Raw genomic sequence first — 18969 nt, 5'->3', positions numbered from 1 at the left:
TGCCGGGCCTGGTTACAGGCCCGGCGACCCTTGATCGTTTCAGCGCTTTCGCCCTGCAGCGGCTAGGGTTATCCTTGAGACCATATCCTTTGCCGTTGGGCGGCTGAAAAACGACCTTGAACGCACCTATCGAACCACATCGTTTCATCCTCGAGCCTTTCGAGGCCCATCGCTTCGCCAACCTGTGCGGGCAGTTCGACGAGCATTTGCGCCTGATCGAACAGCGCCTGGCCGTCGAAATCCGCAACCGCGGCAATCAGTTCGAACTGATCGGCGAACCCAAGCACACCTCCTCTGCCGAGCAACTGCTGCGCCGCCTCTATCGCGAGGCCAAGGCCACCGAGCTGTCGCCGGAAATGGTCCACCTGTACCTGCAGGAATCGGCCGTCGAAGAGCTGGAGAACCCGGCCGTCAACGAAGTCAGTGTTTCCTTGCGCACGCGCAAGGGCATGATTCGTCCGCGCGGGCTGAACCAGCAGCGCTACGTGAAGGAAATCCTCGGCAACGACATCAACTTCGGCATCGGCCCGGCCGGTACCGGCAAGACCTACCTGGCCGTGGCCTGCGCGGTTGATGCCCTGGAGCGTGAACAGGTGCGACGCATCCTGCTGGTGCGTCCGGCGGTCGAAGCGGGTGAAAAACTCGGCTTCCTGCCCGGCGACCTGGCACAGAAGATCGACCCGTACCTGCGCCCGCTGTATGACGCGCTGTACGAGATGCTCGGCTTTGAACACGTGGCCAAGCTGATCGAACGCCAGGTGATCGAGATCGCACCGCTGGCCTACATGCGCGGGCGCACCCTGAACAACAGCTTCATCATCCTCGACGAAAGCCAGAACACCACGGTCGAGCAGATGAAGATGTTCCTCACCCGCATTGGTTTCGGTTCCACCGCGGTGATCACCGGTGACATCACCCAGGTCGACCTGCCGCGTGGCACCAAGTCGGGCCTGGCCCATGTCATCGAGGTGCTCAAGGGAGTGCCGGGCATCAGCTTTACGCACTTCCAGCCCAAGGACGTGGTCCGCCACCCGTTGGTGCAGCGCATTGTCGAGGCCTACGAGCGCTTCGACAGCCAGCAGCAGAACCCGACCGAAGGCAAACACCGCGATGCTTGAGCTCGATCTGCAGCTGGCAAGCGATGCGAACCACCCGACCGAAGAGCAATTTCGCCAATGGTGCGAGCTGGCCCTGCGCCAGCGCACGGCCGACTCGGAAATGACCATCCGTCTGGTCGATGAAGCCGAAGGCCGCGAACTGAATCACACCTGGCGGCACAAAGACTACGCCACCAACGTGCTGTCGTTCCCGGCCGACGTGCCTGATGAACTGCTCGACATTCCGCTGCTCGGCGACCTGGTGATCTGCATCGCCGTGGTCGAACGCGAGGCTGTCGAACAGGGCAAGGCGCTCGAGGCCCACTGGGCGCACCTGGTCATCCACGGTTGCCTGCACCTGCTGGGCTACGACCACATCGACGACGATGAGGCCGAGGAAATGGAAGCACTGGAACGAACGTTGCTTGCTGAACTGGGTCATCCGGACCCGTACGCCGACGACGAACACGACGACAATTCAACACTGATATCTGCAAAGGATCACGAGTAACCGCCATGAGCGAAGATCGATCGAGCAACGGGCAAAAGTCCTGGCTGGGCAAACTGACCCAGGCTTTTGCCCACGAGCCGAAAAACCGTCAGGAGCTGCTTGAGCTGCTGCGCGAAGCCCATCAGAACAAGTTGCTCGACAGCGAGGCGCTGACCATTGTCGAGGGCGCCATCCAGGTCGCCGACCTGCAGGTGCGCGACATCATGGTGCCGCGCTCGCAGATGATGAGCATCAAGGCGACCCAGTCGCCGCGTGAGTTCCTGCCGGCGGTGATCGACGCCGCCCACTCGCGCTACCCGGTGGTCGGCGAAAGCCACGATGACGTGCTCGGCGTGCTGCTGGCCAAAGACCTGCTGCCGTTGATCCTCAAGGAGAACGGCGACAGCTTCAACATCAAGGACCTGCTGCGCCCGGCCACCTTCGTGCCCGAGTCCAAGCGCCTGAACGTGCTGCTGCGCGAGTTTCGCGCCAACCACAACCACATGGCCATCGTCATCGACGAGTACGGCGGCGTGGCGGGCCTGGTGACCATCGAAGACGTCCTCGAGCAAATCGTCGGCGACATCGAAGACGAGCATGACGTCGAGGAAGACAGCTACATCAAGCCACTGCCCAGCGGCGACTTCCTGATCAAGGCGCTGACGCCGATCGAGAACTTCAACGAGTTCTTCGACAGCCAGTTCTCCGACGACGAGTTCGACACCGTCGGCGGCCTGGTAATGAGCGCCTTCGGCCACCTGCCCAAGCGTAACGAGACCACCGAGATCGGCCCGTACCGTTTCCGTATTCTCAACGCTGACAGCCGCCGGATTCACCTGCTGCGTCTGACCCCTATCACCCGTTAAGGACAACCATGCGCTGGATCACCCGCCCCGGCTGGCCCGGTAACCTGCTGGCCGTGGCGGCCGGTGCAATCACCACCCTGGCCCTGGCGCCGTTCGACATCTGGCCGCTGGCCTTGCTTGCGGCCGGCCTGTTCTACCTCGGCCTGCGCGAGCTCAGCCCGCGCCAGGCCCTGGGCCGCGGCTGGTGCTTCGGCTTTGGCCTGTACGCCGCCGGCACCAGCTGGATCTACGTCAGCATCAATACCTACGGCGGCGCCACGCCGCTGCTGGCCACCGGGCTGTTGCTGGCGTTCTTTGCCGCCATTGCCTGGTTCTTCGCCCTGCCCGCCTGGCTCTGGGCGCGCTGGCTACGGCGCAACGAGGCGCCGTTGGCCGATGCTCTGTGCTTCGCCGCCTTATGGGTCGGCCAGGAGGCGTTCCGCGGCTGGTTCCTTACCGGTTTCCCCTGGCTGTACTCCGGTTACAGCCAGCTCGACGGCCCGCTGTCGGGCCTGGCGCCGCTGGGCGGCATGTGGCTGATCTCGTTCTGCCTGGCGCTGTGCGCGGCGCTGCTGTGCAACCTGCCACGCCTGCGCGCGCGCACGTCGTTTCTGGCAGTGGCCGTGGTCTTGCTGCTGGCCCCCTGGGCCATCGGCCTGGCGCTGAAAAACCACGCCTGGACCAGCCCGGCGGGCAAGCCGCTGACCGTTGCTGCGCTGCAAGGCAACGTCGAGCAGGAAATGAAGTGGAACCCCGAACACGTCAATGCTCAACTGGCCCTGTACCGCGACATGAGCTTCAGCTCCAAGCCGGTCGACCTGCTGGTGTGGCCGGAAACCGCGGTGCCGATCCTCAAGGACCAGGCCCAGGGCTACCTGGACATGATGGGCAACTTCGCCGCCGAGCGTAATACCGCCTTGATCACCGGGGTTCCGGTACGTGAAGTGGTGCACGAGCAACGCCGCTATTACAACGGCATCACTGTCACCGGCGAAGGCGATGGCACCTACCTCAAGCAAAAACTGGTGCCATTTGGCGAGTACGTGCCGCTGCAGGACATGCTCCGTGGCCTGATCGCCTTCTTTGACCTGCCAATGTCGGACTTCGCCCGTGGCCCGGCCGATCAGCCACTGTTGCAGGCCAAGGGCTATCAAATCGCGCCGTACATTTGCTACGAAGTGGTTTATCCGGAGTTTGCCGCAAGCCTGGCGGCCCGCAGCGATATCCTCCTGACCATCAGCAACGACACCTGGTTCGGCACCTCGATCGGCCCCCTGCAGCATCTGCAGATGGCGCAGATGCGTGCCCTGGAAGCCGGCCGCTGGATGATCCGCGCCACCAACAACGGTGTCACCGGCCTGATCGACCCGTTCGGGCGCATCACCGCACAGATCCCGCAGTTCGAGCGTGGCATCCTCTATGGCGAAGTGGTGCCGATGCAGCAACTCACCCCGTACCTGCAGTGGCGCTCCTGGCCATTGGTGATTCTCTGCGCGCTGCTGCTGGGCTGGGCCCTGCTGGCCAGCCGGATCGCCAAGACCGTCTAGTAGAACAGCTTGTAGCCGAGCAGGCCGACTGCCTCATTGAGCAGTTGGCCGCTCTGCCACAACGACTTGCCTTCCGGCAGCCAGCCACCGAAGGGCCGGGCATGGTCACGACCCAGAAAGCCCACCGGTGCCGGCACCACGACAAACCCCACCTGCTCGAAGCTCCAGCGTGAACGCTGCATGTGCCAGGCCTGGGTCACCACCACGACGCGCTTGATCCCCAGAGGCTGCAACAACTCGGCACTCATCTGCGCGTTTTCCCAGGTGGTACGGCTGCGCTCTTCCTTCCAGCGCACGCTGACCCCGAGGTCTCGCTGCAAGGAATCGGCCATCAGCTGCGCTTCGCTGGGCGGCGTACCGTAATGCAATCCGCCGCTGGTCAATACTGGCAACCCCGAGGTCTTGGCCAGCTGCGCGGCGTAACGCATGCGCTCCATGGCCACGCCCGTGGGCTGGTCCTGCGAGTCCCAGGCAGGGTCGCCGCGCTCGCGCCCGGCGCCGAGGATGACGATGGCATCGGCCTGCTGCGCAAGCCCTGCCCACTGACTGCTGGCCAGTGCCGGTTCGCTTTCCAGTTGCCGGGCAGCCTGCTCCACCACGATCGGCAGGCTCATCAGCCACAAGCCGCCCAGGCCCAGGACAAAGCACAGGGTCGACAGCCGCGGCCAGGAATTGCGTAGCCACCAGGCAGCAATCAGCAAAAGAAACAGGATGCCGGGCGGCATGATCATTTGTTTGATGAGATAGCGAATGGGCACAGGACACCTCCTTGGAGGTGCGCAGCCTAAGAGGAACGGCACCTGGCAACAATAGTCAGGTGCCGCTCCGGGAAGTTTTTGCTGCAGTGGCGCACTCCGCCTTGCGCCGGAAAAACCCGAACAGCTACTTGAAATGCAGCGTCCTGGACTTCGCTGTGGTAGCGGAGCGCTTGTCCTTGAGCCAGACAACTCTGGCCGCAGGTGGCGTCTCCACGTGTGGCAATGCGCCGACGCGTCCATGCCCGCCCTCCGGAAGGGATTCCAGATAGGCCTTGATCACTTCGAATTCAGCGCGGCTCAAACCACGCAACTCCAATTCAGCAGGCACTTCATCGCGTAATCGAACGGAGGTTCTGGCGACCTCGAGGGCCAGGCCCAGACGATCGATCAGCCGTTCGTAAAGCTCCGGTTTGGTTACTTGTTGCTGCGACTCTCCCATCCGTTCACCTCATTGAAGATAAATATATCTCCCCCCACACATGAGCTTAGCGTTACTCGCAAAAGCAGCCGGACGCCGCGACCAACGGCCCGCCGCGCCAAAGGCGGTGCAATCAGGGTTTCCCTCGGTGGACAGGGGTCATGTATGCTAGGGCGTTCACCATACTTGACACCGGATTGCCGATGCAGCGGTTTGATCGCTGCCTGGATAAGGTCTCCCATTTCTCAGCGCAAAGTAGCCATGCACGAACTCTATCAGCCCCGCGAAATCGAAGCCGCCGCCCAGTCTTACTGGGATGAGCGAAAGTCTTTTGAAGTCAGTGAACAGCCAGGCAAGGACACGTACTACTGCCTATCGATGTTCCCGTACCCAAGCGGCAAGCTACATATGGGCCACGTGCGCAACTACACCATCGGTGACGTGATCGCCCGTTACCAGCGCATGCTCGGCAAGAACGTCCTGCAGCCAATGGGCTGGGACGCCTTCGGCATGCCGGCGGAAAACGCCGCGATGAAGAACAACGTCGCCCCGGCCAAGTGGACCTACGAAAACATCGACTACATGAAGACGCAGCTCAAGAGCCTGGGCCTGGCATTCGACTGGTCGCGTGAAGTCACCACCTGCAAGCCGGACTACTACCGCTGGGAACAGTGGCTGTTCACCCGCCTGTTCGAAAAAGGCGTGATCTACCGCAAGAACGGTACCGTGAACTGGGACCCGGCCGACCAGACCGTGCTCGCCAACGAGCAGGTCATCGACGGTCGCGGCTGGCGTTCGGGCGCGCTGATCGAGAAGCGCGAAATCCCGATGTACTACTTCAAGATCACCGACTACGCCGACGAGCTGCTGGAAAGCCTCGACGAGCTGCCGGGCTGGCCTGAGCAGGTCAAGACCATGCAGCGCAACTGGATCGGCAAGTCCCGCGGCATGGAAGTGCAGTTCCCCTACGACCAGGCCAGCATCGGCCACGCCGGGGTGCTGAAAGTCTTCACCACCCGTCCGGACACCCTGATGGGCGCCACCTACGTGGCCGTTGCCGCCGAGCACCCGCTGGCCACCCAGGCCGCCCAGGGCAACCCCGAGCTGCAAGCCTTCATCGATGAATGCAAGAGCGGCAGCGTCGCTGAAGCCGACATCGCCACCCAGGAGAAAAAGGGCCTGGCCACCTCGCTGTTCGTCGAGCACCCGCTGACCGGCGAGAAGTTGCCGGTGTGGGTCGCCAACTACGTGCTGATGCACTACGGCGATGGCGCAGTAATGGCGGTACCGGCACACGACGAGCGCGATTTCGAGTTCGCCCACAAGTACAACCTGCCAGTGAAGGCCGTGGTGCGCACCAGTGCCGGCGATGAAGTCGGCAACGAGTGGCTGGCCGCCTATGGCGAGCACGGCCAGCTGATCAATTCCGGCGAATTCGACGGCCTGGACTTCGCCGGCGCGTTCGACGCCATCGAAGTGGCGCTGATCAAGAAAGAGCTGGGCAAATCCCGCACCCAGTTCCGCCTGCGCGACTGGGGCATCAGCCGCCAGCGCTACTGGGGCTGCCCGATCCCGATTATCCACTGCCCGTCCTGTGGCGATGTGCCGGTACCGGAAGAGCAACTGCCGGTCATCCTGCCAGAAAACGTCGTGCCCGATGGCGCCGGCTCGCCGCTGGCGCGCATGCCCGAGTTCTACGAGTGCAGCTGCCCGAAATGCGGCACCGCGGCCAAGCGTGAAACCGACACCATGGACACCTTCGTCGAGTCGTCGTGGTACTTCGCCCGCTACGCCTCGCCGAACTACGAAGGCGGCATGGTCGACCCGAAAGCGGCCAACCACTGGCTGCCGGTCGACCAGTACATCGGCGGTATCGAACACGCGATCCTGCACCTGCTGTACGCGCGCTTCTTCCACAAGCTGATGCGCGACGAAGGCCTGGTCACCTCCAACGAGCCGTTCAAGAACCTGCTGACCCAGGGCATGGTCGTTGCCGAAACCTACTACCGCGTTGCCAGCAACGGCGGCAAGGACTGGTTCAACCCGGCCGACGTCGAGATCGAGCGCGACGCCAAGGCCAAGATCATCGGCGCCACGCTGAAAACCGACGGCCTGCCGGTCGAGATCGGCGGCACCGAGAAGATGTCCAAGTCCAAGAACAACGGCGTTGACCCGCAGGCGATGATCGAAGCCTACGGCGCCGACACCTGCCGCCTGTTCATGATGTTCGCCTCGCCGCCGGACATGAGCCTGGAATGGTCCGACTCCGGTGTCGAAGGTGCCAACCGATTCCTGCGCCGCGTCTGGCGCCTGGCCCAGGCCCACGTGGCCCAGGGCCTGCCGGGCAAGCTAGATGTCGCCAGCCTCGATGACGGGCAAAAAGTGATCCGCCGCGCCATCCACGCAGCCATCAAGCAAGCCAGCACCGATGTCGGCCAGCATCACAAGTTCAACACCGCCATCGCCCAGGTGATGACCGTGATGAACGTACTGGAGAAAGCCCCGCAAGCCAGCGAACAGGACCGCGCCCTGCTGCAGGAAGGCCTGGAAGCTGTAACCTTGCTGCTGGCACCGATCACCCCGCACATCAGCCACGAGCTGTGGCAGCGCCTGGGACACCAGGATGCAGTGATCGATGCGGCCTGGCCGGTACTGGACGAGAGCGCCCTGGTCCAGGACAGCATCGTCCTGGTCATCCAGGTCAACGGCAAGCTGCGTGGCCAGATCGAAATGCCGGCCGCCGCCAGCCGTGAAGAAGTCGAAGCCGCCGCGCGCAGCAACGAGAACGTGCTGCGCTTCACCGAAGGCCTGAGCATCCGCAAGGTCATCGTGGTACCGGGCAAGCTGGTCAACATCGTCGCCAACTGACAGGAAAAGCCGGCCCGCCACAGCGCGGGCCGGCGCACAGAATCGGCCCACAAGGGAGCTACAACATGATCAAACGCAATCTGCTGGTAATGGGCCTGGCCGTTATGCTCAGCGCCTGCGGTTTCCAGCTGCGCGGTACCGGCAACACGGAACTGGCGATCAAGGAACTGGACCTGAGCGCGCGTAACGCCTACGGCGATACCGTGCTGCAGTTGCGCCAGGCATTGCAAAGCAACGGCGTCAATGTCCACGCCGGCGCGCCTTACAAGCTGGTGCTGACCAACGAACAAGAGTCCCAGCGTGCGGCAACCTACGCCGGTTCCGGGCGCTCGGCCGAGTACGAACTGACCACCGTGCTGAGCTACAGCATCGAAGGTCACAACGACACCAACCTGCTCAACGACAAGCTCGAAGTGCGCAAGATCTACGTGCATGACGGCAACAACATCACCGGTTCCGACCAGGAAGCCAACCAGACCCGCAAGGAAATGCGCCGCGACCTGGTGCAGAACATGCTGGTACGCCTGCAACTGCTGACCCCGAGCCAGCTTGAAGGCCTGCAACAAAAGGCTGACGAACGTGCGCAAGCCGAAGCCGACGCCCTGGAAGCCGCCCGCCGTGCCCAGGACGAAACGCCTCAGCAGTCGCCGCTGCAACTGCCGCGCAACTGAGACTGAACGGGGCACTTCGGTGCCCCGTCTGCCATCATGAAACTCACTCCCGCCCAGCTCAACAAACACCTGCAAGGCAGCCTCGCGCCGGTTTACGTGATCAGTGGCGATGACCCGCTGCTGTGCCAGGAAGCGGCCGACGCCGTGCGTGCCGCGGCGCGCCAGCAAGGCTTCGATGAACGCCAGGTGTTCAGCGCCGACGCCAACTTCGACTGGGGCACCCTGCTCCAGGCCGGGGCCAGCCTGTCGCTGTTCGCCCAGCGCCGCCTGCTCGAGCTGCGCCTGCCCTCCGGCAAGCCTGGCGACAAGGGCGCGGCAGCACTGATCGAGTACTGCGCCAAGCCTGCCGAAGACACCCTGCTGCTGATCAGCCTGCCCAAGCTCGATGGCAGTGCGCAGAAGACCAAGTGGGGCAAGGCGCTGATCGAAGGCCAGCACGTCCAGTTCGTGCAGATTTGGCCGGTAGACAGCCACCAGTTGCCGCAATGGATCAGCCAGCGCCTGTCCCAGGCCGGGCTGAGCGCCCAGCGCGACGCGGTTGACCTGATCGCCGCCCGGGTTGAAGGCAACCTGCTGGCAGCAGCCCAGGAGATCGAGAAGCTCAAGCTGCTGGCCGAAGGCAATCAGATCACGGTTGAAACGGTCCAGGCGGCGGTAGCCGACAGTGCCCGTTTCGATGTGTTCGGCCTGGTCGATGCGATCCTCAATGGCGAGGCAGCCCATGCTTTGCGCATGCTTGAAGGCTTGCGCGGCGAAGGGGTCGAGCCACCGGTGATTCTCTGGGCCCTGGCCCGGGAACTGCGCCTGCTGGCCGGGCTTGCCCAGCAGTTCAGCCAGGGCGTGCCGCTGGACAAGGCCTTCAGCCAGGCCCGGCCGCCGGTCTGGGACAAGCGCAAGCCGCTGATGAGCAAAGCCCTGCAACGCCATTCGGCGCAGCGCTGGAGCCAGTTGCTGCAGGATGCCCAGCGCATCGATGCGCAGATCAAGGGCCAGGCCCAGGGTTCGCCGTGGACCAGCCTGGCGCGCTTGTCGTTGTTGATGGCGGGGCAGCGCCTGGCTTTGCCGGCGGAGTGAAATGTATCGCGGGGCAAGCCCGCTCCTACCGATTTGTGTGGGAGCGGGCTTGCCCCGCGATAACTTCACACCTATATTGCGCCCCACACCCACCCTGCAGGACTCCCTGTCATGAGCAAAAAACCCGCAAAGCCCGGGCCCAACAAGGCCAAATCCATCGTCGCCCAGCCCTTGTTCCGCAGCCGCCAGGAACGCGCCGGCAAAGGCAAAGGCAGCTACCGCCGCGAAGCCTTCCAATCGAGAGATTGGGAGGCTTCTTACTTTTTGGCCGCATAAAGGCAAGAATCCGGCAGGCATGGTATGGTCGGCACCTGACCTGAAATACCTGGACCTGTGCATGCCCCTTTGTCTTTCCCGTCGCTGGCAACCTCGCCAGCTGATTGCCGCCTCCAGCCTCATCCTGCTTGTCGCCTGCGCGGAGAAACCCACCGCCGCCGATGCGCTGCCGCTGGCCCCCGCCCAACCGGCTCCAGTCGTCACCCTGCCCACCCCTGCCGTCGACACGCTCAGCGAGATCCAGCCGCTGCAAAGCTTCGCCCAATGGCAGGCGGGATTCCGCCAGCAAGCCCTGCAAGCGGGTATCAATGCCAGCACCTTCGACCGCGCATTCCTCGGTGTCACACCCGACATGGACGTGATCAAGGCCGACCGCAGCCAGCCTGAGTTTACCCGGCCGGTATGGGAGTACCTCGATGGTGCGCTGTCGCCACTGCGGGTACGCAACGGCAAAGGCCTGCTGGAAAAACATGCCGAGTTGCTGAGCCAGATCGAACAACGCTACGGCGTCGACCGCAATGTGCTGGTGTCGGTGTGGGGAATGGAGAGCAACTTTGGCCAGTTCCAGGGCAACAAATCGGTTATCCGCTCTCTCGCCACCCTGGCCTATGAAGGCCGCCGCCCGGCATTCGCCCAGGCGCAGTTGATCGCGGCGCTGCAAATCCTGCAAAACGGTGATATCCAGCCCGACGCCATGAAGGGCTCTTGGGCCGGGGCCATGGGCCAGACCCAGTTCATCCCCACCACCTACAACACCCATGCCGTGGACTTTGACGGCGACGGCCGCCGGGATATCTGGAACAGCTCGGCTGACGCCCTGGCCTCGACTGCGCATTACCTGCAGAGCTCCGGCTGGAAACGCGGCGAACCCTGGGGTTTTGAGGTGCAGCTGGCGCCTGGCTTCGACTACTGGCTGGCCGATGGCAGCCAGCGCAAGCCGGTATCGGAATGGCTGCAGATGGGCCTGAAACTGCCCGCCGGCGTACGTTTGCCAGCCGGCAGCGAGCAGCTGTCCGCCGCCCTGCTGTTGCCGGCCGGTTATCGCGGCCCGGCATTCCTGGTACTGGACAACTTCCGCGCGATCCTCAAGTACAACAACTCGTCGTCCTACGCCATGGCCGTCGGCCTGCTCGGCCAGCGCTTCGATGGCTCGGGCTACATTGCCGGCTCATGGCCCAAGGATGACCTGCCACTGAGCCGCAGCGAGCGTGTCGAGCTGCAGACCCTGCTCAGTGCCCGCAACTACGACGCCGGCGCCGCCGACGGCATCATCGGCGCCAACACCCGCAAGGCCATCCGCAGCGCCCAGCAGGCCTTGGGCTGGCCGGCTGATGGCTATCCGACGCACAAGCTGCTCGATAGCTTGCGTCAGCGCTGAAGCACCTCGCGGGGCAGGTCACTCTGGCCTGCCCCGCGATGGCGCTCAAACAAATCCTGCTCCAGTCGCAAACACTTGCCATCGGCATCCAGGCACACCCTGGCCCCCATCGGCAACGTCAGGTTCGGGTCGCAATGACCACTGCGCCAGCCGGCCAGCACCGGCACCTGCAGCGGTGCAAAGAACTGGCGCAGCAAGGGCGCCAGCGCCTCTAGTGCAATCCCGGCAAAATCCCCGACCAGCACGCCACGAATCCCTTCGAGCTTGCCCGCCAGACGCAATTGCGTCAGCAGGCGGTCGACCCGGTACAGCGGCTCGTTGACGTCTTCGATAAACAGAATACCGCCATCACAGTGGAGTTCTGCCGGGGTGCCCAGGGTCGCGCACAACAACGACAGATTACCCCCCAGTAAAGGCCCGCTGGCAGTGCCTGGCAGGATGGTGGTCAATGGCCAGGCCTGAGGGTGCTCAAGACGGTCACCGGCGCCCAGCTGGCCGCGCAGCTGCTCGAACAGCGAAGAGAGTGTCGGCTCCTGCTTGTTGCCCAGCAGCTCCGACTTGAGCATGGCACCATGGAAAGACACAAACCCGGCATGACGGGCAATCGCCGTGTGCAGCGCGGTAATGTCGCTGTAGCCGACCAACGGCTTGGGATGCCGGCGCAGCAAGTCGAAATCGATGTTTTCCAGCAGGCGCATGCTGCCGTAGCCACCGCGCAGGCAGATGATGGCATCGACATCCTTAGCGGCAAATGCACTGTGCAGGTCTTGCAGGCGCTGCGCATCGCTACCGGCCAGATAACCCTCGGCGGCGGTTACCCCCGGGTAGATCCGGCAGCGATAGCCGCGCGCCTCGAACCACTGGTTGACCTTGAGCGTATCGACCTGGGCGGGACCTGCCGGGGCGATGATTGCGATCAGCCCGCCAGCGGGCAAGGCGCTCGGTAACGGCAAGGCATGCGCCAGCACGCCAGCCTCTTGAGTAAAAGGTAGGTTCATCCAGACAACTCCTTGTGTGGACAGGTCGGCAAACAAAAATGCCGATGTCGCTTTGCAGCAGACATCGGCATCGAGACAACCAGGCTGTCGATCAGAGCTTGATCTTGGCCTCATGCGCCTGCTGGTCGGCATGGTACGAAGAACGCACCAGCGGACCGGAAGCAACGTTCTTGAAGCCCATCTTGTAACCTTCTTCGGCGAACCAGGCGAAGGTGTCCGGGTGCACGAAACGCTGCACCGGCAAGTGGCTGCGCGACGGCTGCAGGTACTGGCCGAGGGTCAGCATGTCGATGTTGTGCTCGCGCATGCGATGCATCACTTCGATCACTTCTTCGTCGGTTTCGCCAAGGCCCAGCATCAGCCCGGACTTGGTCGGTACGTGCGGCACCAGTTCCTTGAACTTCTGCAGCAAGGTCAGCGACCACTGGTAGTCCGAACCCGGACGCGCGGCCTTGTACAGGCGCGGTACGGTTTCGAGGTTGTGGTTGAACACATCCGGCGGGGTTTCGGCGGTGATCGCCAGGGCCACGTCCATGCGCCCGCGGTAGTCCGGCACCAGGGTCTCGAGCTGCACGCCCGGCGACAGCGCGCGGATTTCGCGGATACAGTCGGCAAAGTGCTGGGCGCCACCGTCGCGCAGGTCGTCGCGGTCCACCGAGGTGATCACCACGTACTTCAGGCGCAGGTCGGCAATGGCCACGGCGAGGTTCTTCGGCTCGTCGACGTCCAAGGGCTTCGGCCGGCCATGGCCGACGTCGCAGAACGGGCAGCGACGGGTGCAGATGTCACCCATGATCATGAAGGTCGCGGTGCCGCCCGAGAAACACTCGCCCAGGTTCGGGCAGGAGGCTTCTTCGCAGACGCTGTGCAGCTTGTGCTTGCGCAGCAGTTGCTTGATGCGGTCGACTTCCGGCGAAACCGGGATACGCACGCGAATCCAGTCAGGCTTCTTTGGCAGCTCGTCAGTGGGGATGATCTTTACCGGGATACGCGCGACTTTTTCCGCGCCACGCAGTTTGACACCCGCCTCGACCTTCGGCCGAGGCGCTGGCGTCACGCTTTGCACTGGTTCTTGCACAACAGTAGTCATATTCAGAAGATTCCGCCCGTAAGGGTCGTCTGCTCAGCATAGTCGAGGTGCTTGACCAGCTGCCCGCGCAGCCTTGCCCTTACCTCAGAGAGTTCGATCGAGCCTGCCTGGTCGCGCAGCTGGGTCATGGCCAGCCCCGCATACCCGCAGGGGTTAATCCGGCGGAATGGCGCCAGGTCCATGTCCACGTTCAAGGCAAGGCCGTGGAACGAACAGCCATTGCGAATCCGCAGGCCGAGCGAGGCGATCTTCGCCCCGTCGACATAAACGCCTGGGGCATCGGCCTTGGCCGCCGCCTCGACGTTGTAACTGGCCAGCAACTCGATCAGGCAGCGCTCGATGCGGCTGACCAGATCGCGCACGCCAAAACCCAGGCGGCGTACATCCAGCAGCAAGTACGCCACCAGCTGACCCGGGCCGTGATAGGTCACCTGGCCGCCGCGATCGGTCTGCACCACCGGGATGTCACCCGGTACCAGCAGATGCTCGGCCTTGCCGGCCTGGCCCTGGGTGAACACCGCCGGGTGTTCAACCAGCCATACCTCATCCGCGGTGCCCGGGCCACGCTGGTCGGTAAACCGACGCATGGCCTCCAGCACCGGCTCGTAAGGCAGCAGGCCGAGGTCGCGAAAGCCGAGGCACGCGGGCATCAGAGCACCATTTTCACGATTCCGGTCGCGCGCAGGGCGCTGTTGATATCGTGCAGCTGGTCTTCACCCGTGGCGATGATGTGCAGTTGCACCGTGGTGTACTTGCCTTCCTTGCTCTGACGTTCAGCCAGGGTACTCATGTCGACCGTGGCGTACTTCTTGAGGATCTCGATCACCGTGTCCTTGAAATTGACCACGGTGTCGCCGATGACCTTGATCGGGTAATCGGCGCAGGGGAATTCGATTTTGTGCGACTTGTCAGCTTCGGTCATAGCAGTAACGGCCTCGTAAGCCGTGGCAACAACAACGCCCCCGCATGAGTGGCGGGGGCGTGGCAGGTCACGATATCAGTTGAACAACCCGTAGAAGAATAGCCGAATGCTATCCCACACACGACGGAAGAAACCACCTTCCTCAACGCCATCCAGCGCGATCAGGTCGGCACTGTGGACAACCTTGTCATCCAGTTTGACTTCCACTTTACCGATCACGTCACCTTTGTTGATCGGAGCGATCAATTGCGGGTTCATGGTCATGCTTGCGGCCAGCTTTTTCAATTGGCCTTTAGGCAAAGTCATGGTCAGGTCTTCGGCGAGACCGGCTTTGACCTGATTGGTTGCGCCCTTCCAGACCGGTGCCTGGGCAAGCTCGGTACCCTTCTGGTAGAAGGTCTGGGTTTCGAAGAAGCGGAAGCCGTAGGTCAGCAGCTTCTGGGTTTCGGCCGCACGCGATTGCTCGCTGTTGGTACCGAAGACCACGGCGATCAGGCGCATGCCGTCACGTACTGCCGAAGACACCATGCAGTAGCCGGCTTCGTCGGTGTGGCCGGTTTTCAGGCCGTCGACGGTCTTGTCGCGCCACAGCAGCAGGTTGCGGTTAGGCTGCTTGATGTTGTTCCAGAAGAACTCTTTCTGCGAGTAGATCGCATAGTGAGCCGGGTCTTCGTGGATGATCGCGCGCGCCAGCACTGCCATGTCGTGGGCCGACGAGTAGTGCTCGGGGTTCGGCAGGCCGGTCGGGTTCATGAAGTGGCTGTTGCTCATGCCCAGGTCGCCGGCGGTCTTGTTCATCATGTCGGCGAAGGCGTCTTCGCTGCCGGCGATGTGCTCGGCGAGGGCGACGCTGGCGTCGTTACCCGACTGGATGATGATGCCGTGCAGCAGGTCGCTGACGCTGACCTGGGTGCCGACCTTGATGAACATCCGCGAACCGCCGGTGCGCCAGGCGTTTTCGCTGACGGTGACCGGGTCGTTTTCGCCGATCTGCCCGCGGCGGATATCCAGGGTCGCGATGTAGGCGGTCATCAGCTTGGTCAGGCTCGCCGGAGGCAGACGCTGGTCACCATTGTTCTCGACCAGGATGTTGCCGCTGGAGGCTTCCATGAGCACGTAGGACTTGGCAGCCAGTTGCGGCGGCGACGGCATCATTTGCTCTGCCGCGAAGGCGGCGGGGGCAATCATCAGCGGTACAAGCAGGCAAAGGCGTTTGGCAAAGCTGGTTATGTTCATCCGTCTCTCGAAATGGCTAATGGGCTCATGCCCTCATGGGCAAAACGTTTACAGGCGCATGGCCTGACGGGCAAAACCGCCATTGTACATGGCGGCTGCGCCCGGCTGCATGACAAACCGATCAGTCCCCCCGATCAGTCTGCCGTGACGACTTTGGGCTGCCCCAGATTGGCCAGGCGCACGCTGTCCTGCATCTGCTGGGCTTCGCCCTGGCTGTTGATCGGCCCCAGGCGGACCCGGTGCAGGGTCTGCTGGTTGCGCACGATCGAACTGATGAACACCGGTGCGCTGACCATGCTGCTGAGCTTGGAGCGCAGCAGTTCGGCGGCATCGGGGTTGGCAAAAGCGCCGACCTGCAAGTAAAGACCATTGCTGGCCATCGTGTTGTTGCTGGCGACTTGCAGGGGTACGACCGCAGCGGCGTGCTGCTGCGGCGGTGGCGTCCATTGCTCGACCGTGCCGGTGCTGGCCGGCAGCGCCTGGGTCTGGGCCACTTGCGGCTGGTCGAGGACCATCGGCGCCGGCTGGCCCCGCTGGGCCCACCATTGTTTCGGGTCGATGCCTTCGACGCGCACCCGCGCGGTGCCGGTCTCGGCATAGCCGAGCTTCTTCGCCGCCGCGTACGACAGGTCGATGATGCGGTCGGAATAGAACGGCCCGCGGTCGTTGACCCGCAGGATCACGCTGCGCTGGTTGTCGAGGTTGGTAACCTTGACGTAGGCCGGCAGCGGCAGGGTCTTGTGCGCCGCGCTCATACCGTAGAGGTCATAGACCTCGCCGTTGGCGGTGTTCTGGCCGTGGAACTTGGTGCCGTACCAGGATGCCGTGCCCTCGGCGCGGTAGTTGCGCGAGTCGGGGATCGGGAAGTAGGTCTTGCCCAGCACGGTGTAGGGGTTGGCCTTGTAGTTGCCGGTGTGCACGGTCGGGGTCGCGTCGGGGATCTTCGAGACGTCGACGTCCCACCATGGCGCGCCGTCCTTGTGGGCCCGGTTGATGTCCAGGCCGGGCTTGGCCCGCACGACATTGGCATTACCCTGGGTGGAGGTGCTCGGGCGGCTGCTCGAACAGCTCACCAGCACCAGGCCCAGGGCCGCGCAACCCAGCAGTTTCAGCGATGTAGCGGAGAACATTACGCGCATTACTTGGCGCCCCGTGCTTGAACCAGCAGGTCCGAGAGCTGATGCACTGCCATGGCATACATCACGCTGCGGTTATAGCGAGTGATCGCGTAGAAGTTTTTCAGGCCCAGCCAGTATTCCGGGCCATTGTCACCTTCGAGCCGGAAGGCGGTGACCGGCAGATCATCGCGCAGCGCATCATGACTCGACCAGCCCAGTGCCCGCAACTCCCCGACCGTCTTGACCGCGTCGATGCCCGGGCTCAGGCCCTCGTCGACGCGTTCGCCACGCACCGTGGCGCGGCTGACCACCTGTTCGCCGGCTACCCAGCCATGACGCTTGAAGTAGCTGGCAACGCTGCCGATGGCATCGTCCGGGTTGTTCCAGATATTGATGTGGCCGTCGCCGTCAAAATCCACGGCGTAGGCGCGAAAGCTGCTCGGCATGAACTGCGGCAAGCCCATGGCCCCGGCGTAGGAGCCCTTGAGGGTCAGTGGGTCGACCTGCTCTTCACGGGCCAGCAGCAGGTACTCGCGCAGCTCCTTGCGGAAGAATTCGGCACGCGGCGGGTAATCGAAGCCCAGGGTCGACAGCGCATCGATCACCCGGTAATTGCCGGTGTTGCGGCCAAAGAAGGTTTCGACGCCGATGATCGAGACGATCACCTGGGCCGGCACGCCGTACTCCTGTTCGGCGCGGGCCAGGGTGGCCTCATGCTGGCGCCAGAAGTCGACGCCGCGGGCGACGCGGGCGTCGGTGAGGAACATCGGCCGGTAGTCTTTCCAGGGTTTTACCCGTTCAGCCGGGCGCGAGATCGCGTCAAGGATCGACTGCTTGCGCTGAACCTCGCGAAACACCCCCATCAGTTGCTCACCGGCAAAACCGTAGTCGCGGGTCATTTCGCCGACGAACTCGGCCACCTGGGGCGAGCCGTCGTAGTCGCCGGCAGCAGCGCCTTGCGCGCCGCCGAGCAAACCTACAAAGCCGACCCAGGGCGCACAACGAGCCGCCCAGCCACGCATTGCTTGCATGTAATTCTTCACCTTATTCAAACCTGCGCAATCCATTTGCGATGCGTATGGATCGACATTAAAACCCCAAACGCTGACAGCAGCGTCACCAACGAAGTTCCGCCATAACTAATGAAGGGCAGCGGCACCCCCACCACGGGCAACAAGCCGCTGACCATACCGATATTGACGAACACATAAACAAAGAAGGTCATGGTCAGGCTGCCAGCCAGCAGCTTGCCGTAAAGCGTCTGGGCCTGGGCGGTAATCACCAGGCCGCGGCCGATCAGCAGCAGGTAGATCAAAAGCAGCGCGCAGATGCCGACCAGGCCGAACTCCTCGCCAAGCACGGCAATGATGAAGTCGGTGTGGCTTTCCGGGAGAAAGTCCAGGTGCGACTGGGTGCCCAGCAGCCAGCCCTTGCCGAACACCCCGCCCGAGCCGATCGCCGCTTTCGACTGGATGATGTTCCAGCCGGTGCCCAGCGGATCGCTTTCCGGGTCGAGAAAGGTCAGTACCCGCTGCTTCTGGTAGTCGTGCATGACGAAGAACCACATCGCTACCGCCACCGGCACTGCCGCCGCCACCACGCTGAGGATCCAGCGCCAGCGCAGGCCACCCATAAACAGTACGAAGGCGCCGGAGGCGAGGATCAGCAAGGCGGTACCCAGGTCTGGCTGGCGCACAATGAGGATGAACGGCAGGCCGATCAGGATCAGGCTGATCACCACGTGCTTCAAATGCGGCGGCAGCGAGCGCTTGGCCAGGTACCAGGCGATGGTCGCCGGCATGATGATCTTCATGAACTCCGAGGGCTGGAAGCGGATCACCCCGGGAATGTTGATCCAGCGCGTGGCGCCCATGGCGTTGTGGCCCATGACGTCGACCACCACCAGCAGGATCACCCCGACCACATAGGCAAGGGGCACCCAGCGCGCCATGAAACGTGGTTCGAGCTGGGCAATGACGAACATCGACACCAGGCCGATGCCGAACGAACTGGCTTGCTTGAGCAGCAGGTCCCAGTTCTTGCCGCTGGCCGAATAGAGCACGAACAGGCTGCCGGCAGCCAGGGTCAGCAGCAGGATCAGCAACGGGCCGTCGACATGGATGCGCTGCAGGAAGCTTGCGCGACGACGCATTACGTCCTCGCTGGAAAGCATGCGATCGAAA

19 protein-coding genes are annotated in these 18969 nt (G+C 63.2%); 9 read left to right on the top strand and 10 right to left on the bottom strand.

From position 1 onward, the window contains the following. Positions 1–116 precede the first annotated feature (116 nt). Genes ACIOVF_RS22360 through lnt form a run of 4 tightly spaced genes read left to right on the top strand, consistent with a single transcriptional unit; the run spans position 117 to position 3979 of the window. Positions 117–1118, top strand: coding sequence for a PhoH family protein (locus ACIOVF_RS22360; RefSeq protein WP_401292529.1), 1002 nt, complete (start codon positions 117–119; stop codon positions 1116–1118). Next, positions 1111–1608, top strand: a complete 498-nt coding sequence (gene ybeY / locus ACIOVF_RS22355) for an rRNA maturation RNase YbeY (RefSeq protein WP_258608161.1) — start codon at positions 1111–1113, stop codon at positions 1606–1608. The genes ACIOVF_RS22360 and ybeY overlap by 8 nt, the downstream gene beginning before the upstream one ends. Before the next feature lie 5 nt (positions 1609–1613). After that, on the top strand, positions 1614–2453 hold the full coding sequence (locus ACIOVF_RS22350) for an HlyC/CorC family transporter (RefSeq protein ID WP_010222913.1): 840 nt from the start codon (positions 1614–1616) through the stop codon (positions 2451–2453). 8 nt (positions 2454–2461) lie between these two features. Next, the gene (gene lnt, locus ACIOVF_RS22345) at positions 2462–3979 is read left to right on the top strand and encodes an apolipoprotein N-acyltransferase (protein ID WP_045199845.1); all 1518 of its coding nucleotides are present in this window, start codon (positions 2462–2464) and stop codon (positions 3977–3979) included. Here lnt and ACIOVF_RS22340 read toward each other — a convergent pair. Together ACIOVF_RS22340 and ACIOVF_RS22335 are read right to left on the bottom strand one after the other, a co-directional pair. Next, positions 3976–4737, bottom strand: a complete 762-nt coding sequence (locus ACIOVF_RS22340; RefSeq protein ID WP_401292525.1) for a YdcF family protein — start codon at positions 4735–4737, stop codon at positions 3976–3978. The two genes, lnt and ACIOVF_RS22340, sit on opposite strands and share 4 nt — an antisense overlap. Before the next feature lie 124 nt (positions 4738–4861). Beyond that, positions 4862–5176 (bottom strand): hypothetical protein, encoded by a 315-nt coding sequence (locus tag ACIOVF_RS22335; RefSeq protein ID WP_045199850.1) that lies wholly within the window; start codon positions 5174–5176, stop codon positions 4862–4864. Between the two features lie 240 nt (positions 5177–5416). On the opposite strand from ACIOVF_RS22335, the gene leuS reads away from it, so the two are divergent. The 5 genes from leuS (at position 5417) to ACIOVF_RS22310 (ending at position 11422) form a co-directional block, all read left to right on the top strand. Further along, a complete protein-coding gene (gene leuS / locus ACIOVF_RS22330) occupies positions 5417–8023 on the top strand; it encodes a leucine--tRNA ligase (RefSeq protein WP_123565119.1) in 2607 nt (868 codons plus the stop codon). Between the two features lie 65 nt (positions 8024–8088). Beyond that, positions 8089–8694: an LPS assembly lipoprotein LptE gene (gene lptE / locus ACIOVF_RS22325; protein WP_045199854.1), complete on the top strand. Its 606-nt coding sequence runs from the start codon at positions 8089–8091 to the stop codon at positions 8692–8694. Positions 8695–8730: 36 nt separating this feature from the next. After that, on the top strand, positions 8731–9768 hold the full coding sequence (gene holA / locus ACIOVF_RS22320) for a DNA polymerase III subunit delta (protein ID WP_045199856.1): 1038 nt from the start codon (positions 8731–8733) through the stop codon (positions 9766–9768). 111 nt (positions 9769–9879) lie between these two features. Then, positions 9880–10044: an alternative ribosome rescue factor ArfA gene (arfA, locus tag ACIOVF_RS22315; protein WP_045199858.1), complete on the top strand. Its 165-nt coding sequence runs from the start codon at positions 9880–9882 to the stop codon at positions 10042–10044. A 61-nt stretch (positions 10045–10105) separates the two neighbouring features. Then, positions 10106–11422 (top strand): lytic murein transglycosylase, encoded by a 1317-nt coding sequence (locus ACIOVF_RS22310; RefSeq protein WP_045200053.1) that lies wholly within the window; start codon positions 10106–10108, stop codon positions 11420–11422. Here the strand turns inward: ACIOVF_RS22310 and ACIOVF_RS22305 are convergent. The 8 genes from ACIOVF_RS22305 to rodA form a co-directional block, all read right to left on the bottom strand. Next, the gene (locus ACIOVF_RS22305; protein WP_045199860.1) at positions 11413–12420 is read right to left on the bottom strand and encodes an LD-carboxypeptidase; all 1008 of its coding nucleotides are present in this window, start codon (positions 12418–12420) and stop codon (positions 11413–11415) included. The genes ACIOVF_RS22310 and ACIOVF_RS22305 overlap by 10 nt on opposite strands. Before the next feature lie 91 nt (positions 12421–12511). Beyond that, positions 12512–13510, bottom strand: coding sequence for a lipoyl synthase (gene lipA / locus ACIOVF_RS22300; RefSeq protein ID WP_010222903.1), 999 nt, complete (start codon positions 13508–13510; stop codon positions 12512–12514). A gap of 2 nt (positions 13511–13512) precedes the next feature. Next, a complete protein-coding gene (gene lipB, locus ACIOVF_RS22295) occupies positions 13513–14160 on the bottom strand; it encodes a lipoyl(octanoyl) transferase LipB (protein WP_045199863.1) in 648 nt (215 codons plus the stop codon). Next, a complete protein-coding gene (locus ACIOVF_RS22290; RefSeq protein WP_045199865.1) occupies positions 14160–14432 on the bottom strand; it encodes a DUF493 domain-containing protein in 273 nt (90 codons plus the stop codon). The genes lipB and ACIOVF_RS22290 overlap by 1 nt, the downstream gene beginning before the upstream one ends. Positions 14433–14507: 75 nt before the next feature. Further along, the gene (locus ACIOVF_RS22285) at positions 14508–15668 is read right to left on the bottom strand and encodes a D-alanyl-D-alanine carboxypeptidase family protein (RefSeq protein WP_045199868.1); all 1161 of its coding nucleotides are present in this window, start codon (positions 15666–15668) and stop codon (positions 14508–14510) included. Between the two features lie 134 nt (positions 15669–15802). Beyond that, positions 15803–16807 (bottom strand): septal ring lytic transglycosylase RlpA family protein, encoded by a 1005-nt coding sequence (locus tag ACIOVF_RS22280; RefSeq protein WP_045199870.1) that lies wholly within the window; start codon positions 16805–16807, stop codon positions 15803–15805. Further along, the gene (mltB, locus tag ACIOVF_RS22275; RefSeq protein WP_045200056.1) at positions 16807–17817 is read right to left on the bottom strand and encodes a lytic murein transglycosylase B; all 1011 of its coding nucleotides are present in this window, start codon (positions 17815–17817) and stop codon (positions 16807–16809) included. The genes ACIOVF_RS22280 and mltB overlap by 1 nt, the downstream gene beginning before the upstream one ends. 17 nt (positions 17818–17834) lie before the next feature. Continuing rightward, entirely contained in the window at positions 17835–18938 is a 1104-nt protein-coding gene (rodA, locus tag ACIOVF_RS22270) for a rod shape-determining protein RodA (protein ID WP_045200058.1), read from the bottom strand. Between the last annotated feature and the right edge of the window lie 31 nt (positions 18939–18969).

The sequence above is a fragment of the Pseudomonas sp. NPDC087612 genome (assembly GCF_044743505.1).
In the GTDB taxonomy this organism is placed as follows: Bacteria; Pseudomonadota; Gammaproteobacteria; order Pseudomonadales; family Pseudomonadaceae; genus Aquipseudomonas.
This window is presented reverse-complemented; position numbering and strand designations above follow the sequence as displayed.

Excerpts from the sequence above, each read along its gene's own strand:
- holA (WP_045199856.1), top strand. The coding sequence starts at position 8,731 with ATGAAACTCACTCCCGCCCAGCTCAACAAACACCTGCAAGGCAGCCTC.
- leuS (WP_123565119.1), top strand. The coding sequence starts at position 5,417 with ATGCACGAACTCTATCAGCCCCGCGAAATCGAAGCCGCCGCCCAGTCT.
- ACIOVF_RS22285 (WP_045199868.1), bottom strand. The coding sequence starts at position 15,668 with ATGAACATAACCAGCTTTGCCAAACGCCTTTGCCTGCTTGTACCGCTG.
- arfA (WP_045199858.1), top strand. The coding sequence starts at position 9,880 with ATGAGCAAAAAACCCGCAAAGCCCGGGCCCAACAAGGCCAAATCCATC.
- lipB (WP_045199863.1), bottom strand. The coding sequence starts at position 14,160 with ATGCCCGCGTGCCTCGGCTTTCGCGACCTCGGCCTGCTGCCTTACGAG.
- rodA (WP_045200058.1), bottom strand. The coding sequence starts at position 18,938 with ATGCGTCGTCGCGCAAGCTTCCTGCAGCGCATCCATGTCGACGGCCCG.
- lnt (WP_045199845.1), top strand. The coding sequence starts at position 2,462 with ATGCGCTGGATCACCCGCCCCGGCTGGCCCGGTAACCTGCTGGCCGTG.
- ACIOVF_RS22280 (WP_045199870.1), bottom strand. The coding sequence starts at position 16,807 with ATGCGCGTAATGTTCTCCGCTACATCGCTGAAACTGCTGGGTTGCGCG.
- ACIOVF_RS22335 (WP_045199850.1), bottom strand. The coding sequence starts at position 5,176 with ATGGGAGAGTCGCAGCAACAAGTAACCAAACCGGAGCTTTACGAACGG.
- ACIOVF_RS22350 (WP_010222913.1), top strand. The coding sequence starts at position 1,614 with ATGAGCGAAGATCGATCGAGCAACGGGCAAAAGTCCTGGCTGGGCAAA.
- ACIOVF_RS22305 (WP_045199860.1), bottom strand. The coding sequence starts at position 12,420 with ATGAACCTACCTTTTACTCAAGAGGCTGGCGTGCTGGCGCATGCCTTG.
- lipA (WP_010222903.1), bottom strand. The coding sequence starts at position 13,510 with ATGACTACTGTTGTGCAAGAACCAGTGCAAAGCGTGACGCCAGCGCCT.
- lptE (WP_045199854.1), top strand. The coding sequence starts at position 8,089 with ATGATCAAACGCAATCTGCTGGTAATGGGCCTGGCCGTTATGCTCAGC.
- ACIOVF_RS22310 (WP_045200053.1), top strand. The coding sequence starts at position 10,106 with ATGCCCCTTTGTCTTTCCCGTCGCTGGCAACCTCGCCAGCTGATTGCC.
- ybeY (WP_258608161.1), top strand. The coding sequence starts at position 1,111 with ATGCTTGAGCTCGATCTGCAGCTGGCAAGCGATGCGAACCACCCGACC.
- mltB (WP_045200056.1), bottom strand. The coding sequence starts at position 17,817 with ATGCAAGCAATGCGTGGCTGGGCGGCTCGTTGTGCGCCCTGGGTCGGC.
- ACIOVF_RS22290 (WP_045199865.1), bottom strand. The coding sequence starts at position 14,432 with ATGACCGAAGCTGACAAGTCGCACAAAATCGAATTCCCCTGCGCCGAT.